Annotated in this window: 18 protein-coding genes; 10 read left to right on the forward strand and 8 right to left on the reverse strand. The window is 52.9% G+C overall.

Annotated elements, in window-relative coordinates; all coding sequences use genetic code 11:
• Nucleotides 1-33: 33 nt before the first annotated feature.
• A complete protein-coding gene (locus JJD41_RS19660) occupies nucleotides 34-3,375 on the forward strand; it encodes a glycoside hydrolase family 15 protein (RefSeq protein ID WP_200669158.1) in 3,342 nt (1,113 codons plus the stop codon).
• Nucleotides 3,376-3,430: 55 nt separating this feature from the next.
• On the opposite strand, the gene JJD41_RS19665 is transcribed toward JJD41_RS19660, so the two are convergent.
• A complete protein-coding gene (locus JJD41_RS19665; RefSeq protein ID WP_168567456.1) occupies nucleotides 3,431-3,601 on the reverse strand; it encodes a hypothetical protein in 171 nt (56 codons plus the stop codon).
• Between the two features lie 197 nt (nucleotides 3,602-3,798).
• Between JJD41_RS19665 and JJD41_RS19670 the strand changes: the two genes are divergently transcribed.
• From JJD41_RS19670 to JJD41_RS19690, 5 genes are all read left to right on the forward strand, one after another.
• Nucleotides 3,799-4,347 carry a type III secretion system chaperone family protein gene (locus JJD41_RS19670; protein ID WP_200669159.1) on the forward strand — a complete coding sequence of 183 codons (549 nt, stop codon included), beginning with the start codon at nucleotides 3,799-3,801 and terminating at the stop codon, nucleotides 4,345-4,347.
• Between the two features lie 146 nt (nucleotides 4,348-4,493).
• Nucleotides 4,494-7,226 carry a CHAT domain-containing protein gene (locus JJD41_RS19675; RefSeq protein WP_200669160.1) on the forward strand — a complete coding sequence of 911 codons (2,733 nt, stop codon included), beginning with the start codon at nucleotides 4,494-4,496 and terminating at the stop codon, nucleotides 7,224-7,226.
• 246 nt (nucleotides 7,227-7,472) lie between these two features.
• Entirely contained in the window at nucleotides 7,473-8,189 is a 717-nt protein-coding gene (locus tag JJD41_RS19680) for a hypothetical protein (RefSeq protein ID WP_200669161.1), read from the forward strand.
• Between the two features lie 98 nt (nucleotides 8,190-8,287).
• Nucleotides 8,288-9,103, forward strand: a complete 816-nt coding sequence (locus JJD41_RS19685; RefSeq protein ID WP_200669162.1) for a DUF1822 family protein — start codon at nucleotides 8,288-8,290, stop codon at nucleotides 9,101-9,103.
• A 219-nt stretch (nucleotides 9,104-9,322) separates the two neighbouring features.
• On the forward strand, nucleotides 9,323-9,763 hold the full coding sequence (locus JJD41_RS19690) for a hypothetical protein (protein ID WP_200669163.1): 441 nt from the start codon (nucleotides 9,323-9,325) through the stop codon (nucleotides 9,761-9,763).
• A 449-nt stretch (nucleotides 9,764-10,212) separates the two neighbouring features.
• On the opposite strand, the gene JJD41_RS19695 is transcribed toward JJD41_RS19690, so the two are convergent.
• The 4 genes from JJD41_RS19695 to JJD41_RS19710 form a co-directional block, all read right to left on the reverse strand.
• Nucleotides 10,213-10,812, reverse strand: a complete 600-nt coding sequence (locus JJD41_RS19695; protein WP_200669164.1) for a DJ-1/PfpI family protein — start codon at nucleotides 10,810-10,812, stop codon at nucleotides 10,213-10,215.
• Nucleotides 10,813-10,953: 141 nt separating this feature from the next.
• On the reverse strand, nucleotides 10,954-11,043 hold the full coding sequence (petN, locus tag JJD41_RS19700; protein WP_168567451.1) for a cytochrome b6-f complex subunit PetN: 90 nt from the start codon (nucleotides 11,041-11,043) through the stop codon (nucleotides 10,954-10,956).
• A gap of 82 nt (nucleotides 11,044-11,125) precedes the next feature.
• Nucleotides 11,126-13,600, reverse strand: a complete 2,475-nt coding sequence (locus JJD41_RS19705) for an MASE1 domain-containing protein (RefSeq protein ID WP_200669165.1) — start codon at nucleotides 13,598-13,600, stop codon at nucleotides 11,126-11,128.
• 663 nt (nucleotides 13,601-14,263) lie between these two features.
• The gene (locus JJD41_RS19710; RefSeq protein ID WP_200669166.1) at nucleotides 14,264-14,440 is read right to left on the reverse strand and encodes a hypothetical protein; all 177 of its coding nucleotides are present in this window, start codon (nucleotides 14,438-14,440) and stop codon (nucleotides 14,264-14,266) included.
• A 74-nt stretch (nucleotides 14,441-14,514) separates the two neighbouring features.
• Between JJD41_RS19710 and JJD41_RS19715 the strand changes: the two genes are divergently transcribed.
• Nucleotides 14,515-14,718, forward strand: coding sequence for a hypothetical protein (locus tag JJD41_RS19715; RefSeq protein ID WP_234488928.1), 204 nt, complete (start codon nucleotides 14,515-14,517; stop codon nucleotides 14,716-14,718).
• 158 nt (nucleotides 14,719-14,876) lie between these two features.
• On the opposite strand, the gene JJD41_RS19720 is transcribed toward JJD41_RS19715, so the two are convergent.
• Complete coding sequence (locus JJD41_RS19720; RefSeq protein WP_200669167.1) at nucleotides 14,877-16,349, reverse strand: ankyrin repeat domain-containing protein; 1,473 nt, start codon at nucleotides 16,347-16,349, stop codon at nucleotides 14,877-14,879.
• 134 nt (nucleotides 16,350-16,483) lie between these two features.
• Here JJD41_RS19720 and JJD41_RS19725 point away from each other — a divergent pair, with 134 nt between their 5' ends.
• A complete protein-coding gene (locus JJD41_RS19725) occupies nucleotides 16,484-16,954 on the forward strand; it encodes a DUF4079 domain-containing protein (protein ID WP_200669168.1) in 471 nt (156 codons plus the stop codon).
• Between the two features lie 142 nt (nucleotides 16,955-17,096).
• Here the strand turns inward: JJD41_RS19725 and JJD41_RS19730 are convergent, their stop codons facing one another.
• Nucleotides 17,097-17,867: a DUF1997 domain-containing protein gene (locus JJD41_RS19730; RefSeq protein ID WP_234488929.1), complete on the reverse strand. Its 771-nt coding sequence runs from the start codon at nucleotides 17,865-17,867 to the stop codon at nucleotides 17,097-17,099.
• Nucleotides 17,868-18,234: 367 nt separating this feature from the next.
• Here JJD41_RS19730 and JJD41_RS19735 point away from each other — a divergent pair, with 367 nt between their 5' ends.
• Both JJD41_RS19735 and JJD41_RS19740 read left to right on the forward strand, forming a co-directional pair.
• Nucleotides 18,235-18,903, forward strand: a complete 669-nt coding sequence (locus JJD41_RS19735) for an NAD(P)H-binding protein (RefSeq protein ID WP_200669169.1) — start codon at nucleotides 18,235-18,237, stop codon at nucleotides 18,901-18,903.
• Between the two features lie 23 nt (nucleotides 18,904-18,926).
• Nucleotides 18,927-19,598 carry a glycoside hydrolase family 24 protein gene (locus tag JJD41_RS19740; RefSeq protein ID WP_370583894.1) on the forward strand — a complete coding sequence of 224 codons (672 nt, stop codon included), beginning with the start codon at nucleotides 18,927-18,929 and terminating at the stop codon, nucleotides 19,596-19,598.
• Nucleotide 19,599: 1 nt separating this feature from the next.
• Here the strand turns inward: JJD41_RS19740 and JJD41_RS19745 are convergent, their stop codons facing one another.
• Complete coding sequence (locus tag JJD41_RS19745; RefSeq protein WP_200669170.1) at nucleotides 19,600-20,877, reverse strand: N-acetylmuramoyl-L-alanine amidase; 1,278 nt, start codon at nucleotides 20,875-20,877, stop codon at nucleotides 19,600-19,602.
• Between the last annotated feature and the right edge of the window lie 144 nt (nucleotides 20,878-21,021).

The raw sequence follows: 21,021 nt of genomic DNA on the forward strand, positions 1-21,021 counted from the left end.
ACCCGATCCTCGGGCAACCACCGAATAAACGTTATGGCCTTACCGACCGAACAACGTCAAGCACGTCTAGAGTATTACTACCGTCAAATTCACGACATCATCCTCGTCCGCCAAAATCCGATTACGGGCTTACTCCCCGCCAGTACCGCAGTCAACGCCCACGGCGACTACACCGATGCTTGGGTTCGAGATAACGTCTACAGTATCCTCGCCGTTTGGGGGCTAGCCCTGGCGTATCGCAACAATAAAGATGTAGACGGGCGGACCTACGAACTCGAACATAGCGTCGTCAAACTGATGCGCGGCTTACTCTTCTCGATGATGAGTCAAGCGGAAAAAGTCGAGAAATTCAAAGAAACCAACTCCCCTCTCGACTGCTTGCACGCCAAATACGACACCCGAACCGGGACTACCGTCGTCGGCGATGACGAGTGGGGACACCTGCAACTCGACGCGACCTCCTTATTCTTGCTGATGTTAGCCCAGATGACCGCCTCCGGGCTCAACATCATCTATACCCTCGATGAAGTGAACTTTATCCAAAATCTGGTTTACTACATCGGACGTACCTATCGCACCCCAGATTACGGCATCTGGGAACGGGGAAATAAAATTAATAAAGGCAATCCCGAACTCAACGCCTCGTCGGTGGGGATAGCCCTGGCGGCGTTAGAAGCGATTAACGGGATCGACTTGTTTGGGGTGCGTGGTTCTCACTTATCGACGATCCACGTCCTCGGCGACGAGATCGCGCGGGCGCGGATGACCTTAGAATCGCTATTGCCGCGCGAGTCGAGTTCTAAAGAAGTGGATGCGGCGTTGTTAAGTACGATCGGCTTTCCCGCATTTGCCGTGGAAGATGCAGAGTTAATCGATCGCACTCGCAATAAAATCATCGACAAACTGCAAGGGAAATACGGCTGTAAGCGGTTTTTGCGCGACGGACACCAAACGGTTTTAGAAGATACGGAGCGCCTGCATTACGAGCCGTGGGAACTGCAACAGTTCGAGCATATCGAATGTGAGTGGCCGTTATTTTTTGCTTATTTATTGTTAGACGCCCTGTTCCGGGGCGATCGCGCGGCGATCGCCGAATACCAAGAGCGCCTCGAATCGGTCCTAGTGGAACGCGACGGTTATCGTCTCTTACCGGAACTGTACTATGTGAGCGGCGATCGCGTCGAAGCCGAACGCGCCAACCCTCACTCCCAAGAACGACTCCCCAACGACAACATCCCCCTGGTTTGGGCTCAAAGCCTCTATTTTCTCGGTCAACTGCTCGCCGACGGCTTAATCAATCGCGGCGACCTCGACCCCCTCGGACGCCATCGCCACGCCACCGGACACCGCAAACCCGTAGTGCAAATCGCCTTACTGGCCCAAGACGAAGACCTGCAAGCGGAACTCGCCTATCACGGAATCGCCACCCAAACCCCCGCCGAAGTCGAACCGATCCAAATTCGGCAAGCACGGGAACTCGCCGCCGCCTATACTCAGATCGGACGTAACGACCAACTCGGACTGAGCGGACGTCCCCTGCGGCGCTTGCGGAGTTTAACCACCTCTAATATTTTTCGCATTCGCGGGGAAACGATGGTGTTTTTACCGTCCTTCCTCGACCAGCAGGAATTTTATCTCACCCTCGATTATCATTTCCTGGTCGCCCAAATTAAAAGCGAACTGGCTTACATTCACCGCCATTGGTGGCGCAAACCGCAAATCGGCGGTCAGGGGGTCGGACGTCCCACGGTGACCTTGTTGCTGACTCCCGCCATGCTCGAAACCAGTGGCGCCGGAGAAGGGATTTTACCCGCGTTGCTCGAACTGATGAAAGAACTGCGAAGCGGGAACTGTCAGGGAACTCCAGTGCGGTTGGGCCGCCTCAATCAACTGATGCTCACGAGCAGTATCGAGCGGATCGAATACCTGCACGATTTCGAGTTTCCCGAAGCTCCGGTACAAAAAACCGAACCCGCCTGTTATTTCTTGGCGTATCATCCGGGTAAAAACCAGCCGTTGAGCAATACGCAAGAGTTCGCGATCGAATGCGAAACCGATTTGAACCTGTTGATTTCTAGTTTGCGCCAGTCGGAAAACTTGTACGAACAAATCGAATGGTTGCGAACGTTATCGCGCCTCAAAGGGTTGGAGTTCGATACTGGATTGGGTCGGGGCGATCGCCCGGTCACCGTCGCCGATTTAATCGAGGAAGTGTATTATAAAGCGGGTAACGGCAGGCCGATGAGTTCCGAACTGCTCGCCGAACGGACCGCCGGACGCGATCGCCTCCCCTCGGAAAAAGACAGTCCCGGCGAACCGAAAATTCATTGGGCCGTCGTCCGTCACGCCGCCGGATTGTTGAAAAAAGTCGATATCGGCTTATCCGATGCGGTCACCGATATTCTCGTGCGCCAGAAATTGATTGCGGTTGGTAAAGCGTTTAGCGAAGATTCCGCGATCGATCGCCCCATGTCTCACACCGAAGTCGTCGAGAAAATCGCCGAATTTTGCAGCGAAGACATCCGCGAACGGGTTTTGACCCAAGAAATCCTCATTTATATGGGTCTGCTGATCAAATCCGACCCCCATCTGTTTAAAGGATTTTTGATCTTGCGGATCAGTTATTTCATCTTACTGTTGACCAGCGAACTCGCCAAAGAGTTGAAGTTGACCCAGGACGAAGCCTACGAACGACTGATGGAATTGAGCCCGTTCGAGATTAAAACGCGCTTGCGTCAAGTGCTCGAAGGCTTCGCCGGGATGAATCAACTGTTGAAGCAACAGGAATCTTTACACGTGAGACAGCCGGAACAGGAAATCGATTGGGTCGTGTTACCCTCTCCTCACGACCCCGACGAAACCCTAGAAAGTTGGCACCGCCGCCGCCAGTTGGACGGGGCCGCCTGTCGCGTTCCCAAGGATTTTTATCCCCGGGTGTGGGAAGTACTGCGTCACTGCAAGGGGATTGTCGTCGGGGATAAGTTGGAACGGCGCAACCGCATCGACAGCGAGCTTATTTTGGCAGAGATGACACCGGGTGAGAAAAATTTTGCCCTGCGGGTGGAACACCTGCTTAACAAGATTCAGGCCCCCGCCTACCGCCAAGTGAATATTGAGACGCTGATGGAGTTGGCGGCAATTTGCGAACGCAACCCGAATTTGCAGATTGAAGAGTATATCGTCCTCGACGTGTTGATCGGTCATGCGGTACGCTTGGCGTGGTTGGAGCGCCATCCCGAACGCGGCGATCGCTACGACGAGGATAAAGCCGCCGCGTGGCGCGCCTTTTACGATACGTCCCCCTACGTTTGTGCGACGGCGATCGTCAAAGCTTTCCGCTACTTGACCCAGTTCGGCGCGACCACCGCCGCTTAATCCATCCCTATTTGAAATATAAACTCTCGGGATACGGCGCTGCCGTGTCCTTTTTTTATGAAAATAAGGGGAAACAGAGAAACAAAATCCAACCGCCGACGAAGAAGATCCCGAACAGAATCAACATGAATTCCAGGGATCCTTTGATGTTAAAGGAACCCAGCAACGGCGTTGCCGAAATCAGCAGCAAGACAAAGAAGACGAGAAATAGCCAAAATACAGCCATTGGCATTCAAACGGGTTGAACCCGCTTTGTCGGTACAAATCTCAATTTAGCGCGATTTTGCTGTGGATGAGTGCAGTTTGAGCACTCGCTCTCCCCTTCCAGAGAGGCTACAGGTGCATAAAAAAATGCCTTCCCAGAGTTAACACCTGTAGAAAGCCGCACAGCAGGAGCGCAACCCTCCTCAAGGAGTTCAACTTATGGCAACGACCCTGACACAAATCGCCCATTTTCTAGATCGTCGCAGTTGGTCCTACCACCTCGAACCGGAACGCAACCGCATGGTTACCGGAGTGAAATCCGAGGTAGTGGAGAACTTCATGATTGTTATCCAGTTGCACGAGGGAGGGGAATATTTAGAACTCTGTGCACCCCAACTGCTATTTCTCAAAGACCACGTCTGTAAAGGGGTCGCCTTCCAGACCATGTTAGCCATTGCCTGGGAGGTGAAATTACTGCGCTGGGAGTACGACCCCGACGATGGCGAAGTACGAACCAGTGTAGCTCTGGCGTTGGAAGATGCACCCTTGAGCGAAAACCAATTCAATCGGCTGTTGAGTGCCTTGATTCAACTGACCGATCGCGCGATCGAGCGGTTAAACACTGTCTTGGTCACTGGGGAAGACCCGGGCTTTCAACCCCTGAGTACGCAGATCGCACAAATAGCAGCAGCCCTACGAGAGATCTTACCCGGCGAGAGTCTAGCCGAACTCCAGACGCAGTGGGAACAGTTACAGGAAGGGGAATAGCCGACCCACCCGGTCTTTAACGGGATCCCTGCCTAGAGGCGATCGCACGCCCTCCCCTCCAGGCAGGGGTTAGGGGTAGCTTCTTCGGGGACGGTGTGATGCAAAAATTCGTGATTTCGCCATAGAAACAACTAGGAACAATAAAGATGCGATTTAACCAAATTTGTGAATTTCTCGACCGGGAAAACTGGGAATACGATCCGAAACCGGACGAACAATGGCTCGTGTTGCAACGGGAGGGGCTCAGGATCGAGATCGCCGTTGACGAAGACGGAGAATTTATCCGGTTTGTGGTTCCCGAACTCTTGAGGATCGCTGGGGACGAACCCCATGGGCAAGCGGCATTACAAAGCTTGCTGCATCTCGGTTGGCGATCGCAACTGGCGCGATGGCAACGAGATCCGGCGGACGGGGAAGTGCGCTTACAGGTAGATCTGCCGATTGAAGATAGCGAACTGAGTGCGCGGCAGTTTTGGCGGATCTTGCACGAGACCGTGACGTTGGCGCAGCAGGGACGGGAACAAGTGCGCCAGGTATTGGCAACTGGGGAAGCAGGAGCGAGGGACGCCGGGGAAAAGATCCGATTAGCTGCAGGATCTGGGTTATTGTCACTGTTGCTGCAAGCGCAAATGAGCGGGGGAGCCGAGTCAGTCAATCGAGAACTGGATCGGCGAGGGGGAGAACTCGACCCGCACCTCGCCGATGATGCCAGCCACCTGCTTGAGGTCGTGGCGGCATCGGAGGGCCGGGAGTTGCAAGAGGGGCTGGCTGGAGAGATCGGAAACATCGCTATTTGTCTTCAAAACTATCCCCGAGGGGGTCGAGAACAAAATCTACTGATGGCGATTCGGCTCTATCACTTGATTCTGGAAGCCTACCCCCGCAATCGCGCCCCCATACAGTGGGCCACGATCCAAAACAACCTCGGCACTGCCTACTCGAACCTACCCACAGGCGATCGCGGGGAGAACCTGGAACGGGCGATCGCCTGCTACGAGCGAGCCCTCACGGTCAGGACTCCAGAACTATTCCCTTTAGAGTGTCTACAGACTGCTCGCAACTGGGGCAACTTAGCCTTCAAAGAGGGAGATTGGCAACAAGCCTTAACCCAGTATGGACGGGCGATCTCAGCGATTGAGGGTTCGCGCCGTTCGGCAGTCAGCGAGGAGCGCCGCCAGCAGATTGTGGCCGAGTCGATCTCTGTTTACGAAAATGCGATCCAAGCTGCGATTAACCTCAACGACTTTGCCACTGCCCTCGAAATCGTCGAGCGAGTTCGTGCCAAACGCCTTGTAGACTTAATGGCCACGGCGGACCTCTATGCCGACGGTGAGATTCCCCCACAAGTTCGAGACAGGTTGCAACAACTCGACAACCTCGATCGGCAGATTGCCCAATGCCGTGCAGAGCATCAGCAACAACAACAAGAGGGTAAGGCTTCCCCTTCGTCCCCGGAAGATCCGGAGGATCCGGTAGAGGCTTCCCCGACGGAGCCAACTCACCCCAACTCCGGAGGGGCGACAACGGCAAAGCAGCCCCGAGGTTCCGTACTGCGGTCTCGCCAGCGTGCCGCCATCTCTGCCGCCACTGCGGAAATCGAGCAACTGGAACGACAAAAACAAGCCATCCTCGACGAACTGAGCCGTATCGACGAAGTCGTCGCCAAACTACAGCAAGTCCAACCGCCGCAACTGCAGGATTTTGAAGGTCTGCGGGCAGAAAAGACTGCTTTGCTCAATTTCTATACCACCGACGACCATACTCACATCTTGATTTTGCGTCCGGGAAGCGATCGGCCTGAGTGCTTCACCTGCCGAGGACAGGGTTACCGGAACTTACAACAGTGGTTGAGGACAACGTGGGCGATTCCCTATCTCAACAAAAAAAACCGATGGCGGCGACATATGCCAGAGACCCTCGCCGAACTGGCCCGACGCCTGGAACTCGATCGCCTGATCGAGGAATACTTGCAAGGGATTGAAGAATTGGTCGTCGTTCCTCACTTGTTCCTGCATCAAATTCCCTTCGCTGCCTTGCCCCTTTCCGGGGAGGAGCGCTATCTCGGCGATCGATTCCGCCTGCGTTATGCTCCCAGCTTACAAGTCCTGAACTTCTGCCGCCGTCGCGAATCCCTCTCCTTGCCTGAGTACGGCACGGTCGAAAATACGACGGATGATTTGCTGTTCAGTTCTTTTGAGGGAGAGACCGTCTGTCAATTGTTCGATGTCGATCCGACGCGGCGGTTGATCGGTCCGCAAGCCACGGTGACGGCTTACCGCCAGTTATTGGCTCAAACCCATCGTCTGGTCAGCTCTCACCACGCCCAAAGTCGCACGGACAATCCCCTAGAGTCGGGTTTACGCCTCAGCGACGGCACGATTACGGTCAGTCAACTGTTTGCGCCCAGTTGGCGTTTTCCGCAATTGGAGGAGGTGTATCTCTCCTGTTGTGAAACTGGCTTATTTGTCCCGAAGAGCGCCGTTGACGAGCCTGTCGCGCTCAGTACTGGATTCCTCTGTGCGGGGGCGCGGGGGGTCATCGCCAGTCAGTGGTCGATTTACGATTTCTCATCGGCGTTATTGTCGAGTTTGTATCACGAACAACGTAAGGCGGGGCTCAATCGTCTGCAGGCGTTACAAAGCGCCCAACGCCACCTGCGCGAAATGAGTGGTCAAGGGTTTGAGGACAAGTACGGCGAACCGTTGCGGGAGTTTCTAGAGGCGGAACAAAACCGAATTGCTGATTTACCCAATCACGACCCCAAACAGTTGATGGAGATGAAAGATGCGGCCAAACTCATCAATGAGTTTGCCGCAGGAGAGCGTCCGTTCGAGCATCCCTGTCATTGGGCGGGATTGGCTTGTTATGGATTGGGCTAAGAGGACATCCAGTGGGGATTGAGCGGTTGTGTGACGTCAACTCTCCCGTGCAACGACCCGGACCCAACTCCTCCCCGGCGGGCTGGGGACGGGTCATACCGTTTTTCAAAAATCATCAGAGAGATCGAGGGTTTAGAAAAACGGTATAAGGCCCGCAGTAGATTTTTGATTTCTGTAATTTGGAGGTCAACCATGCGATTTGTGAGAGATAATCATCTCCAGTCCAGTCCGTTGAGGAAGATTGAGATGACCCCGAACGAATCCCATCCGATTCACGAACAGTTAAAGGAGATTTTTCGGCAAGCGCTGCATACCTCGTCACCGAAGGAGCGCAAGCGCCTACGCCGCAAGGGGTTACACTTGATGATGCAGGCGCCAAAGGAGTGTTTTTGGCGCGGATACGCTCCGTTGTTTGACAACGATCTACTTTATCTAGAAGCTTCGGACAAGGCGTGGGAGTATATAGAGCGCAAAATCAATGGCCGGATTCGCGGGAAAGCTACGGCGCAAGAAAAAGCCTACGACCCGGATAAAGGCGATGCCAGTCCCCTTACTCTTTGGAATCGACGCTGTAAAGGCATCTATAAAGATCTGCGCCAAAAACAGAAAGAATCGATTCACCCACATCCCAAAGATCCGAGAACGGGAGAAGCTCTCGATATCAATACGGTGGAGGCCGAACCAGAGAGCGTACCCCTGTTAGAACGGGTGCGTGAGGAGTTAGAAACCGATCCGACGGGGGTTTTGAAGACGACCTGGGTTCGTAAAACACCGCCGCCGCCAATTACGGCTCAACAGGTGTTGCTGAAGTTGTACGATTTGGCTTCTTGCGGGGAAAAGTGGACTTTGAGCAAGTTGGCTAAAGCGTTCGATCTGCCCGCAGGTTCGATGAATTCCACTTGGAAGAGAAAGCTAAAACCGCTCTTGGAGGAGATGGGCGATCGGCTTCGGCGACAACTTTAGCCAAGATCGGTTAACTACTGTAGCCGCTTCATTTCAATGAAAGATCTGGAGTCATTTTAACAGAATTTAGAGAGTTTGAATAGTTGAATAGGGGAATCATGATTGGCGAACTGAATGAAACATTTGGACAAAGAGTGGCGATTCCACCGAGTTTCTACGCACAGTTAGACCGCTCCCTCGTTCGGCTGAGTCCGCAGCAAGCTGAAGGGGTTCGTCAACGGGCGATCGCGGTTTGGGTGGTGAGTCGCTATCTCAATCGTTTGGGTTATGATTGCGCGATCGAGAAAAGTAGTCCTTGGAATCCTTATTTACAGGTTTTGAGCGATTTGGCAGATTTACAAATCTTTGAGGAGGAGCAGTTTTTGGGAACGGTTGAATGTTTGCAACTGCCACCGAATGCAGAGTTTTTTGAAATTCCGGAACAAGCGGTGATGAGCGATCGCATTGCATATATTGCCGTGGCTGTCAACGCCGAGGAAACCTGGGGGGCGATCGTCGGTTTTGTCCCTGCGTTGAATGTAGACTTTCCGAGGCTCAAAATTAAGCGGAATAAGTTACTCTCAAGAGAGCGGCTGATCGATTTATTAGAAAATGCAGAAAGATTAGGGAGAAGCGATCGGCTCGGTGAGTTAGAAACGTATTGGCAACGTCACGGCAACTGGTCTGAGCAGGAACGTTTGGCGGCGATCGCTCAACTAGAAAGTGCTTTATTATTAAAAAGTAAGGAACCGCTACAAGTGGAATGTGCCGCCCAGGAACTGGAATCACTCATGGCTCACTCTATAGGTGGTCGTCGAAAAATTGAGTTGCAATTAAAGGAGGAGGAATTAACCCAAGGCGATCGTGAGGAGTTACGCTCTATTTTGCGCCGAATTATTCGGTCCTTGAGGGAAGGAACGGACGAGGTCATTTAAAACGTTAGGGGTGGTGTTAGGGGTAGGTTCTCTCCGTTTGGGGAATCCCTACCCTTCCCGTCGTAAAACCTCTTGAGGGAGGGGTGCAGTTGCCGGAGAAAGCCAACAAATGATCTGAATTGAATACGGTTTGCATAAAAAATACTGTATTTGAGGGTGAATAAAATAGCACCGGAAATTAGCCGGATGTCAATGGCTTTACCGATCTGAGAGGTTGAAATGAACAGCTCGAATCAATCTTATTTGTTTGCCCCTTCTTTGAACTTGGGTGAGGCGATCGCTCCCGTCTCTCTGGAACCGCAAAAACTGCAGGTTTGCCAACATTATAACCATCACCTGCGCGTCCTCATTCCTACAACGGTTGATGGCGATCGAGAAGCAGATACATCGGCTTTTGTCGATCGCGCTAATTTACTATTTTCTCAGCAGTTTGGCGGAACCATCTGCAAGCATTTTTTAGGGTTTTACGAAAGTAAAAATTACGGTTTAGTGAAAGAAGTAATCTTTGAGATTGAAGCGTGGACTAATGATTTAGGCTTGAAACAAGCAGAATCATTTCTTGAAAACTTCTTGGTTGAAGTTTTGCAGGAATTACGCCAAGAAACTGTCTTTTTTGCAATTGATGGCAAAGCTCAGTTATTGACGTTAGGATCGCGTTAGCGATCGGGGTATAAAATCGTGCATTTTAAGTATTTTTGTACTTAAAATGCACGATTTTATATCGATTTTCTAAGCTTTCGATCTCTCTCCATCGAGGGTTTAGAAAATTGGTATAAGTATAAAGATTTGGTAACCAAATCCCTACAGGGTACAATAAAAAGGTCGAGAGAGATTTTCTAAGCTTTCGATCTCTCTCCATCGAGGGTTTAGAAAATTGGTATAAGGGTTTGGTAACCAAACCCCTACAGGGTACAATAAAAAGGTCGAGAGAGTTGAGATAACCCGATGGCAGCCGTGTATCCTTTGATGCTCCGGCGATTGCCTCCTCTCAAACAGGGTCGATCGCCCCTCACTCAAATGGGATCGCCACAATTGCACAAGCTTAATGCTTAACCTCATCCCAACCCCAAAAGTGAGGCAAATTTTGCCTCATTTTTTACTTAAAATTCTCACACCCGAGCCATTTCGCCGTGTTCGATGCGGGTTCCCAAGACCTTGAGGAACTCGGCCAACCAGGCGGGATGGGCGGGCCAGGCCGGGGCCGTGACCAAATTGCCATCGACGACGGCGCAATCGACCGGAGTACTGACATAAATTCCGCCAGCGCGCTCGACTTCCGGACCGCAGGCGGGATAGGCAGTGCAGCGCTTGCCTTCGATCGCTCCCGCAGCCGTCAATACCTGCAAGCCGTGGCAGATGGCGGCGATCGGCTTGTCATGGGTGGCGAAGTGTCGCACTATATCTAAAACTTTATCTTCTAACCGAATATATTCCGGCGCTCGTCCGCCGGGAACGACCAAAGCATCGAACGCCGAGGGGTCGATCGCCTCAAACGAGGCATTGAGCGTAAAATTATGTCCCGGTTTTTCGCTATAGGTCTGGTCTCCCTCAAAATCGTGAACGGCAGTTCGTACCGTTTCTCCGGCTTTTTTGTGCGGACAAACCGCCTGCACCGTATGACCGACCATTTGCAGGGCTTGAAACGGCACCATCACTTCGTAATCTTCGACAAAATCGCCGACGAGCATCAAAATTTGTTTGCCTGTCATTTTGCGAGTCCTCTGGGAAAATTTACAGGGCAATCGATCCAAAAAATGGGGCTAACTTTTCTGCATTAAGCTAGCCCCAAGATGATGGAGGGCGATCGCGCGAGGTGGAACCCTCACGCATTCGCCCGTCGCGATCGCGATTTAGAAGCCGTTACGACCCCAAACCACGAGGGAAATCGAAAAGGTAAACACCACCAACAACGAAGACCAACCCAATGTCAAAATATCCATAATCTTATGTCGAGACCCGAAATAGCTAATGATTTCAACCTCTTATCATAATCCAATCCGCGACCCCCGCCTATCCGTCGGCTCAGCTTTCCTCCAGTAGCACCTGTGGCGTCGGTAGGGGCTGCACTGACGCGGGAAGGGCGATCGTAAACGTCGATCCTTTCCCCAACTCGCTGCCGACCTGAATCGTCCCCCCCATCATCTGACAGAACTTTTGAGTAATCGTCAGTCCCAACCCCGTTCCCCCATATTTGCGCGTCGTCGAAACGTCCGCCTGAGTGAACGGCTGAAACACCTGTGCCAGATGTTTCGGACTCATCCCAATTCCCGTATCGCTCACCTCGAACACCACCAACTCGCAATCGAGGCGGGGTAGGTCTTCCACAAACTCTTCCCCCAAACAATGCCCGTTTTCGACACGGCGGATCGACAGTTTAACCTCGCCATTTTCCGTAAACTTCGCCGCATTACTGAGCAAATTGAGCAATCCTTGGCGGACTTTAGCCACATCCGCATAAAATTCCCCAATGTCATCGGCAGTATCGATGATTAACTGATTGCCATTTTTATCGATCGCGGGCTGGATCGTATTGACCACTTCCCACACTAACTTGTCGATCTCGATCTTTTCTAAATCCAAACTCATCCGACCCGCTTCGATTTTAGATAAATCCAAAATATCGCTAATCAAGGCGAGCAACTGTCTCCCCGCGCCGTGAATTTTTTTTAGATCCGGGACGAACTCTTCCTGTCCCAAATCTTCCGCATCTTCCTGTAAAATTTCACTGTAACCGATAATCGCATTCAGGGGCGTGCGTAATTCGTGGCTCATATTCGCCAGAAAGGCACTTTTAGCATAATTCGCCGCTTCCGCCGCTTCTTTCGCCTGCCGCAGCTCCTCCGCCCGCTTGCGTTCGGTAATATCGCTAATCATCGTCAGAATGCAGCGTTCCGCCCCAAGATCGATCGCCTCCATCGACAGCAACCCATCGCGCACTTCCCCGGATTTAGTACAAAATTTAATTTCATAATTGCTCACCGAACCGTAAGTTTCGAGCACTTCGAGCAGTTTCGCCCGTTGCTCGTTATCGTCGAGCCAAACCCCCAAGGAGAAAGAAGTCTGACCGATTAATTCGTCGCGCGGGTAACCGAACAAGCGCAAAAAACTATTATTGACATCGACAAACTTGCCGTCCATTAAGGTACTGATGGCAATGCCGAGGGGACTGGCATCGAAAGCTTTAGAAAAGCGCTCTTCACTCGATCGCAACGCCGCTTCCGATTTTTTGCGTTCGGTAATGTTTTGTACCGTTCCCGTCACGTTCGAGCCTTTAATTTCGCACTGTTCGTAAACAATTTGCTCGTCGCACGACGGCGGGACGATCCGATATTCGATCGCGTAAGGTTGGTAACCTCGGACCGCATCGTCAAAGGAACGCTCGACTAAGGGGCGATCTTCGACATGGACGTATTTTAAAAACTTCTCCAAACTCGGTTCAAATGCCTGCGGTTCGACTCCGAGAAGTCGATAGAGCTCGTCAGACCATTTCAGTTGTTGTTCTTTGAGGTCTAAATCCCAGTTGCCGACTTTGGCTATCCGTTGGGCGTTCGTCAAACTCGCTTCTCTCTGTTGCAGCAAGCGCTCGAAATGTCGCCGTTGTTCGACCACGGCGCCCAAAACTAAGGCGGTTCCCGCCACCACCGCCATAAAAACTTGTAAGGAAACGATCGCCTGGGTAATATTGTCGGCATGTTTCAGAAACGGTCCGCTATCGCGCGCCACTCCCCAAATTGCCATCCCCGCCACCATCAAGTTGACCACGGCGGTACCCCGTTGTCCGAACCGCAGGGCCGCCCACACCATGAAGGGAAAGGGTAGATATTCGAGCGGGTATTCGGCGACGTAAACCCGGGTACGCGAACAAAAGACGATCCAACTGATCGGTAATAGGACCGTGACTAAGGTGGTCGCTTCGAGAATCCGTAAAAGTAGTTTTTTCCAGTTGTGGCGGGTTGAGATCGGCGGTAATTCTCGCCAGGAGAGCAACAGGGGCGAAATTAGCAAAATCCCCATGAAGTCTTCGATCCACCAAATCTGCCACGTGCTGGAGAGTTCCTCGGGGGCGATCGATCCGCCCCAGTAAAGATAGCTCGCTCCCAAACCGGATCCGATCGCGGTGGACAATAATCCCCCCAAACTTAAGAGTAAAACTACATCGCGCAGGTTTTCCAGGGCCGGATTGAATTTGCACCGTTTGAGCAGTTTGACGGCGATTAATGCTTGCACGACGCTGCTAAATACCGCGCCGAGTGCCAAACTGAGGGACATCGTTTGACTTTGAACGAACACAAACGCCGCGATCGCAATCCCGGGCCACAACTTTTCCCCGAATAACACGAGAGCTGCTAGAGCTATCCCCGTCGGCGGGCCGAAGGGTAAGACGTAGCGATCGAGTCCGGGAATCCAAGTGGCTAGAATGGCGCTGCCAAAGTAGCTCGCGGCGAGAGCTGCTATGCGGGTCAAGTATTGCCCGTACCGTGTCTGGCTTGCAATCATAACCTGCTTTCGTGAACAAATAGACTGTTTCCAACGAGCACAGACAAAGGCGATTCTCTAGTTTCGCTAACGCTCCCCCAATGTCGTCTTTCCCATCATAAAGTTTTCAGCCGAGCAGTCAGGAACATTTTCTCGAAACCTTCGTGTTGGCGTGGGTTCGCACTCCACTAGGCTTGGGGTTACGGATCGAGCAAACACGGCGGTTGTTGAGAGATCCGTAAGATTTCGCTTTGTTGTCTGTCACTGCAAGCAATGGGGCTTCCCTATATCAAGAAGCCTCCCGTCCTACCCATTAAATTTCCCCTGATTTTGCCCAAAAATAAGGGCAGTGTTACCAAAAAGCGGCACTTTTGACATCGAGAGCGAATCGTCGATCGAAGGGGGTAGCGAGCCGGAAATGGGGTTGAGGTTGCAGGTGCGATCTCGAACAATTCCGCGATCGATACTTATGCTATCCGCAAATCTGTAGGTCCTGCCAATGTTCTTTTTGGCGATCGCCATCCCCACCCAGGAGCTAAATCGTTATTGAACACCCGTTTTTTAAGGGACAATTGCGATCGCGATCGCCACGAATTTTATAATTTTAAAAAACCAATAAATCCCTGTATTTTAATTACTGATTTTTTCATTCTTAGGGATTATCTACTGTTTTTATAGCGAAGATTATCGGTGATTTCGATCGTAAATGGAACCGTCGATCGCCCTTGTCAAACCTTTAAAATCGGAGGCGGACGGGATCCCTAAAGGCTCTGGATCGAAAGTCGGGAGGGGAATCGGGGGTGCGATCGCGATCGCGTGCAAAGGCGATCGCGATCGCCGTATTTGACCGATCGAATTCACAAACTGATTCCCGCATCGATCGCAAGTCGATCGTCAATTCTCCTCCATACTAAGAATAGAAGAATTTATAAAAAATGATGATAGATACCGCCCTTCTCCCCCAATCCCAAATTGCCGAGCTATTTTTCCAGGTCTATCGCTACGGGCAAATTACTAAAGAACAACGTCAGTTCCTAAAAATGTTTCTCCTCCAAGAAACATTGCCCTATGAAGAGCGCACGGCGATCGATCGCATGATTTATGCAGTGCGGCGCGGCTGGCTCAAGATCGCCGAGTAAGGCGTTCTCCCTAGCCAGTCCTCTCGTTCCCGCACCGTTTAACTGTAATGCTCGGATCCTTCAATGAGTTCAAATATCGATCGTTTGCAACCCGTTTTCTGCTAGAAAGCGGGTTTTAAAATTACAATGTTGCCGGATTGGCAGGACGCGCGATCGCCTCACTCCAAGGCGCCTGCGTCTCGGAGCGCGCGAACCACACTGTTAAACCCGTTGTATTCGGCGATCGCCAGAGCCGTATAACCCCCTTGATTCCTCAAATTGACATCGGCCCCCGCTTCGATCAGCCGCTTGACGATCGCCAGATGACCGCGATGTCCCGCCCACATCAGGGCCGTGGCCCCCGAGCGATCGCGTTGGTTGACATCGGCCCCCGCCGCGATCAGCCGTTCGACGATCGCGATCGCATTGCGATCGCCCGCCATCATCAACGCGGTTTTCCCTTCCTCGCTGGGACGGTTCGGATCGGCCCCCGCTTCGAGCAGTCGGGCCACAGTTTCCTGACCGCCTTGGGCGACTGCTAGCAATAACGGCGTTTGTCCCAAGTTACTGACATTCGGATCTGCTTGTCGGTCGAGCAAGGCGGCGACGATCTCCGCCCGGTTGTGGAGCGCCGCCACTAACAGGGGAGTATCGCCCAAGTGGTTGCGAGTTCGGCACTCGGCGCCGCGATCGAGCAGCAGTTGCACCATATCGGTATAGCCTTCGACCACGGCCAAATTTAACGCCGTTTCCCCATCGCGATCGCGGCGATCGATCTCGGCGCCGCGATCGAGTAAGGCGATCGCGATCTCCACATGACCCCCGGAGGCTGCCGCCATCAACGGCGTCACCCCATCCGGGTTCGCCCTGTTGGGATCCGCTCCTGCATCGAGTAAGGCGGTGGTGACATCGAGATAGCCGAGATCTGCCGCCACGATCGCGGGGGTTTCGCCGTCGCGATCGCCGTAATTGGGATCCGCTCCTGCCGCCAGTAACGCCCGCACGATCGCCGTTTGTCCGGCTTCGCAGGCCCTCAGTACGGCGGCGTTGCAATCGACCTGCTGGCAGTCGATCCCGCGCGTTAACAACAGTTCGACCATCGCACTATTACCCCGTTCGACCGCCTGCTCGAACAAGCGATCGCGGTCGGCGATCGCCTCTAACGCCGCCCCCGCTTCCAATAACATCCGCGCGATCGGGGTATGACCTTGGGCGATCGCCAGTCGCAACGCCGTATCCCCATCCCGGTCTTGAATCGTGGCATCGGCTCCACGGTCGAGCAACCGTTGCACGATAAACGGATTGCCCTTCAACGCCGCCACCATCAACGCCGTGCTGCCGTCGTCATTGGTCGCATTAACATCGGCTCCGTTGTCGAGCAAGATCCGCACCACATCCGCTTGATGGCTGGCACTGGCAAACATTAACGCCGTGGTGGCGTGTTGGTGGCGCGTCCGGTTCACCTCGCCCCCCGCCGCCACGATCGCCCGAACGATTTCTGCAAACCCCCGTTGTGCGGCGACCATTAACGCCGTGGTGCCGTCGCGATCGCTCGCGTTCGGATCCGCTCCCTCGGCGATCGCCCGTCTCACCTCGTTAATTTGACCCTTTTCAGCCGCCTGCAACAGTAAAATATCCTGGTTCGAGGCCATCACCCACGCCCCATTTCACATAAAAATAGCACTGTCAACTTACCCCCAAATGAAACCTTTGCAAACCGAGGTCGGGTCGCGATCGTGCTAAGTTTTATTAAGATTCTGAAACCTTGAGATCCTAGGAGAACCCGATGACGATCGAACTTCCTGCCCCCCTACAAACGGTCTTACCGTTCTTTCACCCCCTGATCATGTGGGTGCTGTTCGCCACCTCAGTATATGCCCTGTTTCTCGGGATCAAAGTCAAGCGGACCCGCCAAGCCACGGGTGACGCCAAAAAAGAACTGATTAAGGGCAAATACAACATCAAGCATTACCAAGTCGGTTCCGTGCTCTTAGCCTTTATGGTCTTCGGCACCATTGGCGGGATGGCCGTCACCTATATTACCAATGGCAAACTGTTCGTCGGCCCTCATTTGCTAGTCGGACTGGGAATGACGGGTTTGATTGCCGCTTCTGCCGCCCTTGCACCTCTGATGCAACAAGGCAAAGACTGGGCGCGCTTCGGTCACATCGGCCTCAATATGAGTTTGTTACTCCTGTTTGGCTGGCAGGCGTTCACCGGAATGCAAATCGTTCAAAAGATTCTCAGCAATATGTAGTCGCTAGAGCCGCGTGGTGGCGCACGAGCGGTTCGTTCGCTTAAACGTGGCTCGAACTAGGGGGAATGAAAATAGCGCCCGAACTGACGAAGCCTCCACAAGGAGGCTTCTGAGGGGGGTGAGAACAGAATCGATCGCGAGCTCAAGCCTCATTGACCGACTCGATCGCCTCTGGAGCGATCGCGCCGTTACTTTCGTCAACGCGGGTGCATTCGTGACAGACCTCCCGACGGCGGTTTTTCGACCAGATCTTTTTAAATAACTCGAACGTCGCCTCTCCTTGGGATTGATGGAAATCTTCTTGCACTTTATAAGTCAAGCGTCGCGACACTTGCTTGACGATTTGAGCGAGGAGGCGATCGCCCGTTTTCTGAATCAGCGATTGCGGTAAAGCTTGGATGAATTTCGGGAAAAAGACGGCCACTTTCAGGTCTAAATTCCATTCCACCTGGGTCATGCGATCGGGCAAAGCGTCAACGCCATCGAGCTTGTAGTCGCTATAGTCCGGCATCGCTTCGATCAACTGTTGGGCCGCTTTAAAATCGACGTCGTAACCCGGCGGGGTGTAGTCCGGAACGGGGATCGTTTCGATCAGGTAGAGTCCTTCGTGTTGCGGTAACAGGTGCAGACCGACTTTCGGCTCGACTTCGTAGCCAAACGAGCCAAAACGCCCGATCGTCAGTGCGTAACCGTTTTCCCCAATGCGATCGGCGCTCATCGGTTTGGCGCAGCGTGGAAACCAGTCTTGGTGGGCGTCGAAATAGTCCGCGACCACCGACGCATCGGCATACATTTCCATGCAACCGACAAAATGAACTTGAAACCAAGTCGGTTCGCTCGCTATTTCAGTCGCTGCCTCAGTGCGATCGGCGTCGATGGCATTTGGCATTGCATTGGCAAAATTCGACTGCATAAACCCTATTCCCTACCTTAAATGAATCGTGGCAAACCCGCTCGACAGATTTCACCTAACCCTACATGTTTCTACCTTAACTTGTTGCCATCGGCTCGGATCTCCGTAATTTCGCGATAATTTGTGGCAAAAACTTGACGATCGCGCGTTTGGTAAAATCCGACAAGATGGATTTAACTGCGATCGTAAACCGAAATCGGCAAGCCTACTGTGTTCGAGCTATCCCGAGTTTGGCGATCGAGATCAACGTAGCAACGGCGAAATGAGGATATCGAACTTGATTAAGATCGAGTCAGGGGTCGATCGCTCCGGCTTGACGCCGTATTTTGGATAGTAACCCACTCAATCGGTCAGGAACCATAAATCCGTGAAAGCATTTGTAGCCGGAGCCACCGGAGAAACCGGACGTCGGATCGTCCAACAATTGGTCGATCGCGACATCCCCGTGCGCGCTTTAGTCCGCAATCTCGAAATCGGTCGCCAACTGTTACCCCCCCAAGCGGAATTGGTCGTCGGCGATGTTTTAAATCGGGATAAGTTAGCCGAGGCGATCGCCGATTCTACCGTACTGTTGTGCGCTACGGGGGCCAAACCCAGTTTGAATTTTACCGAACCGTATCTGGTCGATTACGAAGGGACGAAAAACCTCGTCGATGTCGCCAAAACTCAAGGGATCGAGCATTTCATCCTCGTTTCTTCCCTGTGCGTGTCGCGCCTCTTTCACCCGTTGAACCTTTTCTGGTTAATTCTCGTCTGGAAAAAACAAGCGGAGCAGTACCTACAGCAAAGCGGTCTGACCTACACGATCGTCCGTCCGGGAGGCTTGCGTAACGACGAAACCCCCGAGGCGATCGTCATGTCGTCGGCGGATACTTTGTTTGAAGGGAGCATCCCGCGCCAAAAAGTCGCCGAAACTTGTGTTGAAGCGCTGTTTCAGGTGGAATCTTACAATAAGATCGTGGAAATTGTCACTCGCTTGGAGGCGCCCGATCGCCCGTTGGCCGAGTTATTTGCTGGGGTAGCCGCTTCTGAGTAATCTTGACGGAGGAAGTCCCACGGGTGGAAAAAACCCTCAATTGGCAAAAATTCAAGCAAATGGCGCTGTTAGGCATAGCCGCCAGCGCCTTACTCTTAGCTTTGCAATACTGCCATGGCGATCGTCGCGATCGCCTCGAACCCTTTGACGGCGAAATCGCCCCCCTAGTCATGGAGGGGGGCGATCCTTACGTGCGCGCCCTCATGCGAACCATTTCCGCCAGCGAATCGAATGTCAGGCGCCCCTACGCGGTTCTCTACGGCGGCGAGTACATCGACGACCTCAGCGAACATCCGGATCGATGTATTCCGATCGTCTCCGGACCGAACTGGGGGAACTGTACCACCGCCGCCGGACGCTATCAGTTCATTACCACGACGTGGTTAGAGGTGGCCGATCGCTATCACCCGGATCCGTCCCACTTTTTGTTCTGGAGCTCGTACAGTTTTGAAGCGGAATATCAAGACCGGGTAGTTCATCGCTGGTTGAGCGATCGCGCGGCGTGGGGGGCGGATATTCCGGCCCTGTTGCGCCAAGGGAACTTAGACGAGGTGTTTTGGTTGCTCTCGGGAACCTGGACGAGTCTCAGTTACGGGATCGAGCGCAATTCGATGACTCCCTACCTGTTTGAAATTTACTGGGAAATGTTGGACGAGGAGTTAGGAACGGCTCGCGGTTCTCGATCGCAGACTTAATTTACACTTTGTAGATGCGGTGTAACCAAATCGTGCGACTGCTTTCCGCCTCTTCCGGCGTCATGCTACGGTAGCATACTTGCGCTTCGCCAAAGCTCCAACTGTCGCAACACGAGGCGATCGCCTTGCAGGAATAATGCTGGTTTTCGCCGCGTTTGGGGGTCGAGCGATCGTTAGTTTTGTAATACCAGGGGAACCATTCGCCGTAAGGGTCGTTGACGATAAACCCTTTTTGGTCGTATCCCTTAATCACGATAATATGTCCCGGCGCGGTAAAATAGCCGTGGACGATACAGAGTTTACCCTCGTCGATCGCCCGTCGGATATCGGCGAGACTCCCTTCGCTGGTGAAATCGTCGCGAATCCCGGGACGGTCTTCGGCGAGTTGTTTGAGTCCGGCGGTCGAGAAGCGGCTGCACCCGAGGGTTTGAGCGCGCCGAAACAGCCAATCTTCGAGCTGTTGGTGAGCTACGGGCGATCGCACTCCGAACGCCGCCAAGCACATCGCTAACGACGTGACATTACACGATGCATAAGGTTCGAGTTCGTTGTCGAGTTGGGAGAAATACGGCACATTAGCGATCGCTTTCGCCCCGCGATCGCCGTTTTCGACGGTACAACAGCCCGCCGTGGTCGGATTTGCGATCCGATCGGCGGGGGTCGCTTCCTCGACTACCGGATCGACCGCTTCTTCTTTCCCATTCAAGACCAATTCTTTAAACCGATCCCAGGGAAAGAGTTCGCCGGGATCGTAGCGGCGCTCGGGGTCGAGCTTGGCGTGAGAAACAACGTGCTTGAGGTTGGGATATTTCGCCCAGCAATAGCGCACGATCTGCGCCGTGGCTTCCACCTGCCAATCGGAAAAGCGATCGCTGCTGCGTTGGGTGTTGACCACTTCGATCCCGAGAGACCAGTGGTTGACTTTTGTATGGCCGCCCCAAACGTCGGGATGGGAGCAAGCATTGCGAACGTGCCACGCAGCAAGGGTTTCCGGCGCACACGCCCACACGATTTTACCGTGTTGCGCTTCGTCTTCGTCGGGTACTAGCCAGTGAAAACTGGCCCGTCCGTCGCGCATGACCGAGACGGCGCCTTCCGAACTCGATCCCGCCGTGGCGTGAATGACGATCGCCCGAATCCCTTCGATCGGGTGGTACTCCCGTTGTGAGGTACATTGACTCCAATAGTCCCGAATTCCCGGATACCAGCGTTCGGGAACGGTCGCATTTTGCGGACGGCGATCGCCCGGTAAGTCGAATTGATAGGTTTTTGGATCCATCTTTCAATAGAAGTGATTGATTATTTGTTTATTTTCAGAATAAGTCACTAACTTTCCGGACAGTTTAAAAGGATTGCGATCTGGATTTTTGCTAAATTTACAATGCGTAAAATTTGCTATCTTTTTTAGTCATAAATTGTAGCT

Source organism: Oxynema mangrovii CENA135 (assembly GCF_016632315.1).
Taxonomy (GTDB): domain Bacteria; phylum Cyanobacteriota; class Cyanobacteriia; order Cyanobacteriales; family Laspinemataceae; genus Oxynema; species Oxynema aestuarii.

Bases quoted from the DNA above. Each gene is read 5' to 3' on its own strand.
- JJD41_RS19665 (WP_168567456.1), bottom strand. From the start codon at position 3,601: ATGGCTGTATTTTGGCTATTTCTCGTCTTCTTTGTCTTGCTGCTGATT.
- JJD41_RS19705 (WP_200669165.1), bottom strand. From the start codon at position 13,600: ATGATTGCAAGCCAGACACGGTACGGGCAATACTTGACCCGCATAGCA.
- JJD41_RS19670 (WP_200669159.1), top strand. From the start codon at position 3,799: ATGGCAACGACCCTGACACAAATCGCCCATTTTCTAGATCGTCGCAGT.
- JJD41_RS19745 (WP_200669170.1), bottom strand. From the start codon at position 20,877: ATGGATCCAAAAACCTATCAATTCGACTTACCGGGCGATCGCCGTCCG.
- JJD41_RS19720 (WP_200669167.1), bottom strand. From the start codon at position 16,349: ATGGCCTCGAACCAGGATATTTTACTGTTGCAGGCGGCTGAAAAGGGT.
- JJD41_RS19675 (WP_200669160.1), top strand. From the start codon at position 4,494: ATGCGATTTAACCAAATTTGTGAATTTCTCGACCGGGAAAACTGGGAA.
- JJD41_RS19715 (WP_234488928.1), top strand. From the start codon at position 14,515: ATGATGATAGATACCGCCCTTCTCCCCCAATCCCAAATTGCCGAGCTA.
- JJD41_RS19730 (WP_234488929.1), bottom strand. From the start codon at position 17,867: ATGCAGTCGAATTTTGCCAATGCAATGCCAAATGCCATCGACGCCGAT.
- JJD41_RS19660 (WP_200669158.1), top strand. From the start codon at position 34: ATGGCCTTACCGACCGAACAACGTCAAGCACGTCTAGAGTATTACTAC.
- JJD41_RS19685 (WP_200669162.1), top strand. From the start codon at position 8,288: ATGATTGGCGAACTGAATGAAACATTTGGACAAAGAGTGGCGATTCCA.
- JJD41_RS19690 (WP_200669163.1), top strand. From the start codon at position 9,323: ATGAACAGCTCGAATCAATCTTATTTGTTTGCCCCTTCTTTGAACTTG.
- JJD41_RS19680 (WP_200669161.1), top strand. From the start codon at position 7,473: ATGACCCCGAACGAATCCCATCCGATTCACGAACAGTTAAAGGAGATT.
- JJD41_RS19695 (WP_200669164.1), bottom strand. From the start codon at position 10,812: ATGACAGGCAAACAAATTTTGATGCTCGTCGGCGATTTTGTCGAAGAT.
- JJD41_RS19725 (WP_200669168.1), top strand. From the start codon at position 16,484: ATGACGATCGAACTTCCTGCCCCCCTACAAACGGTCTTACCGTTCTTT.
- petN (WP_168567451.1), bottom strand. From the start codon at position 11,043: ATGGATATTTTGACATTGGGTTGGTCTTCGTTGTTGGTGGTGTTTACC.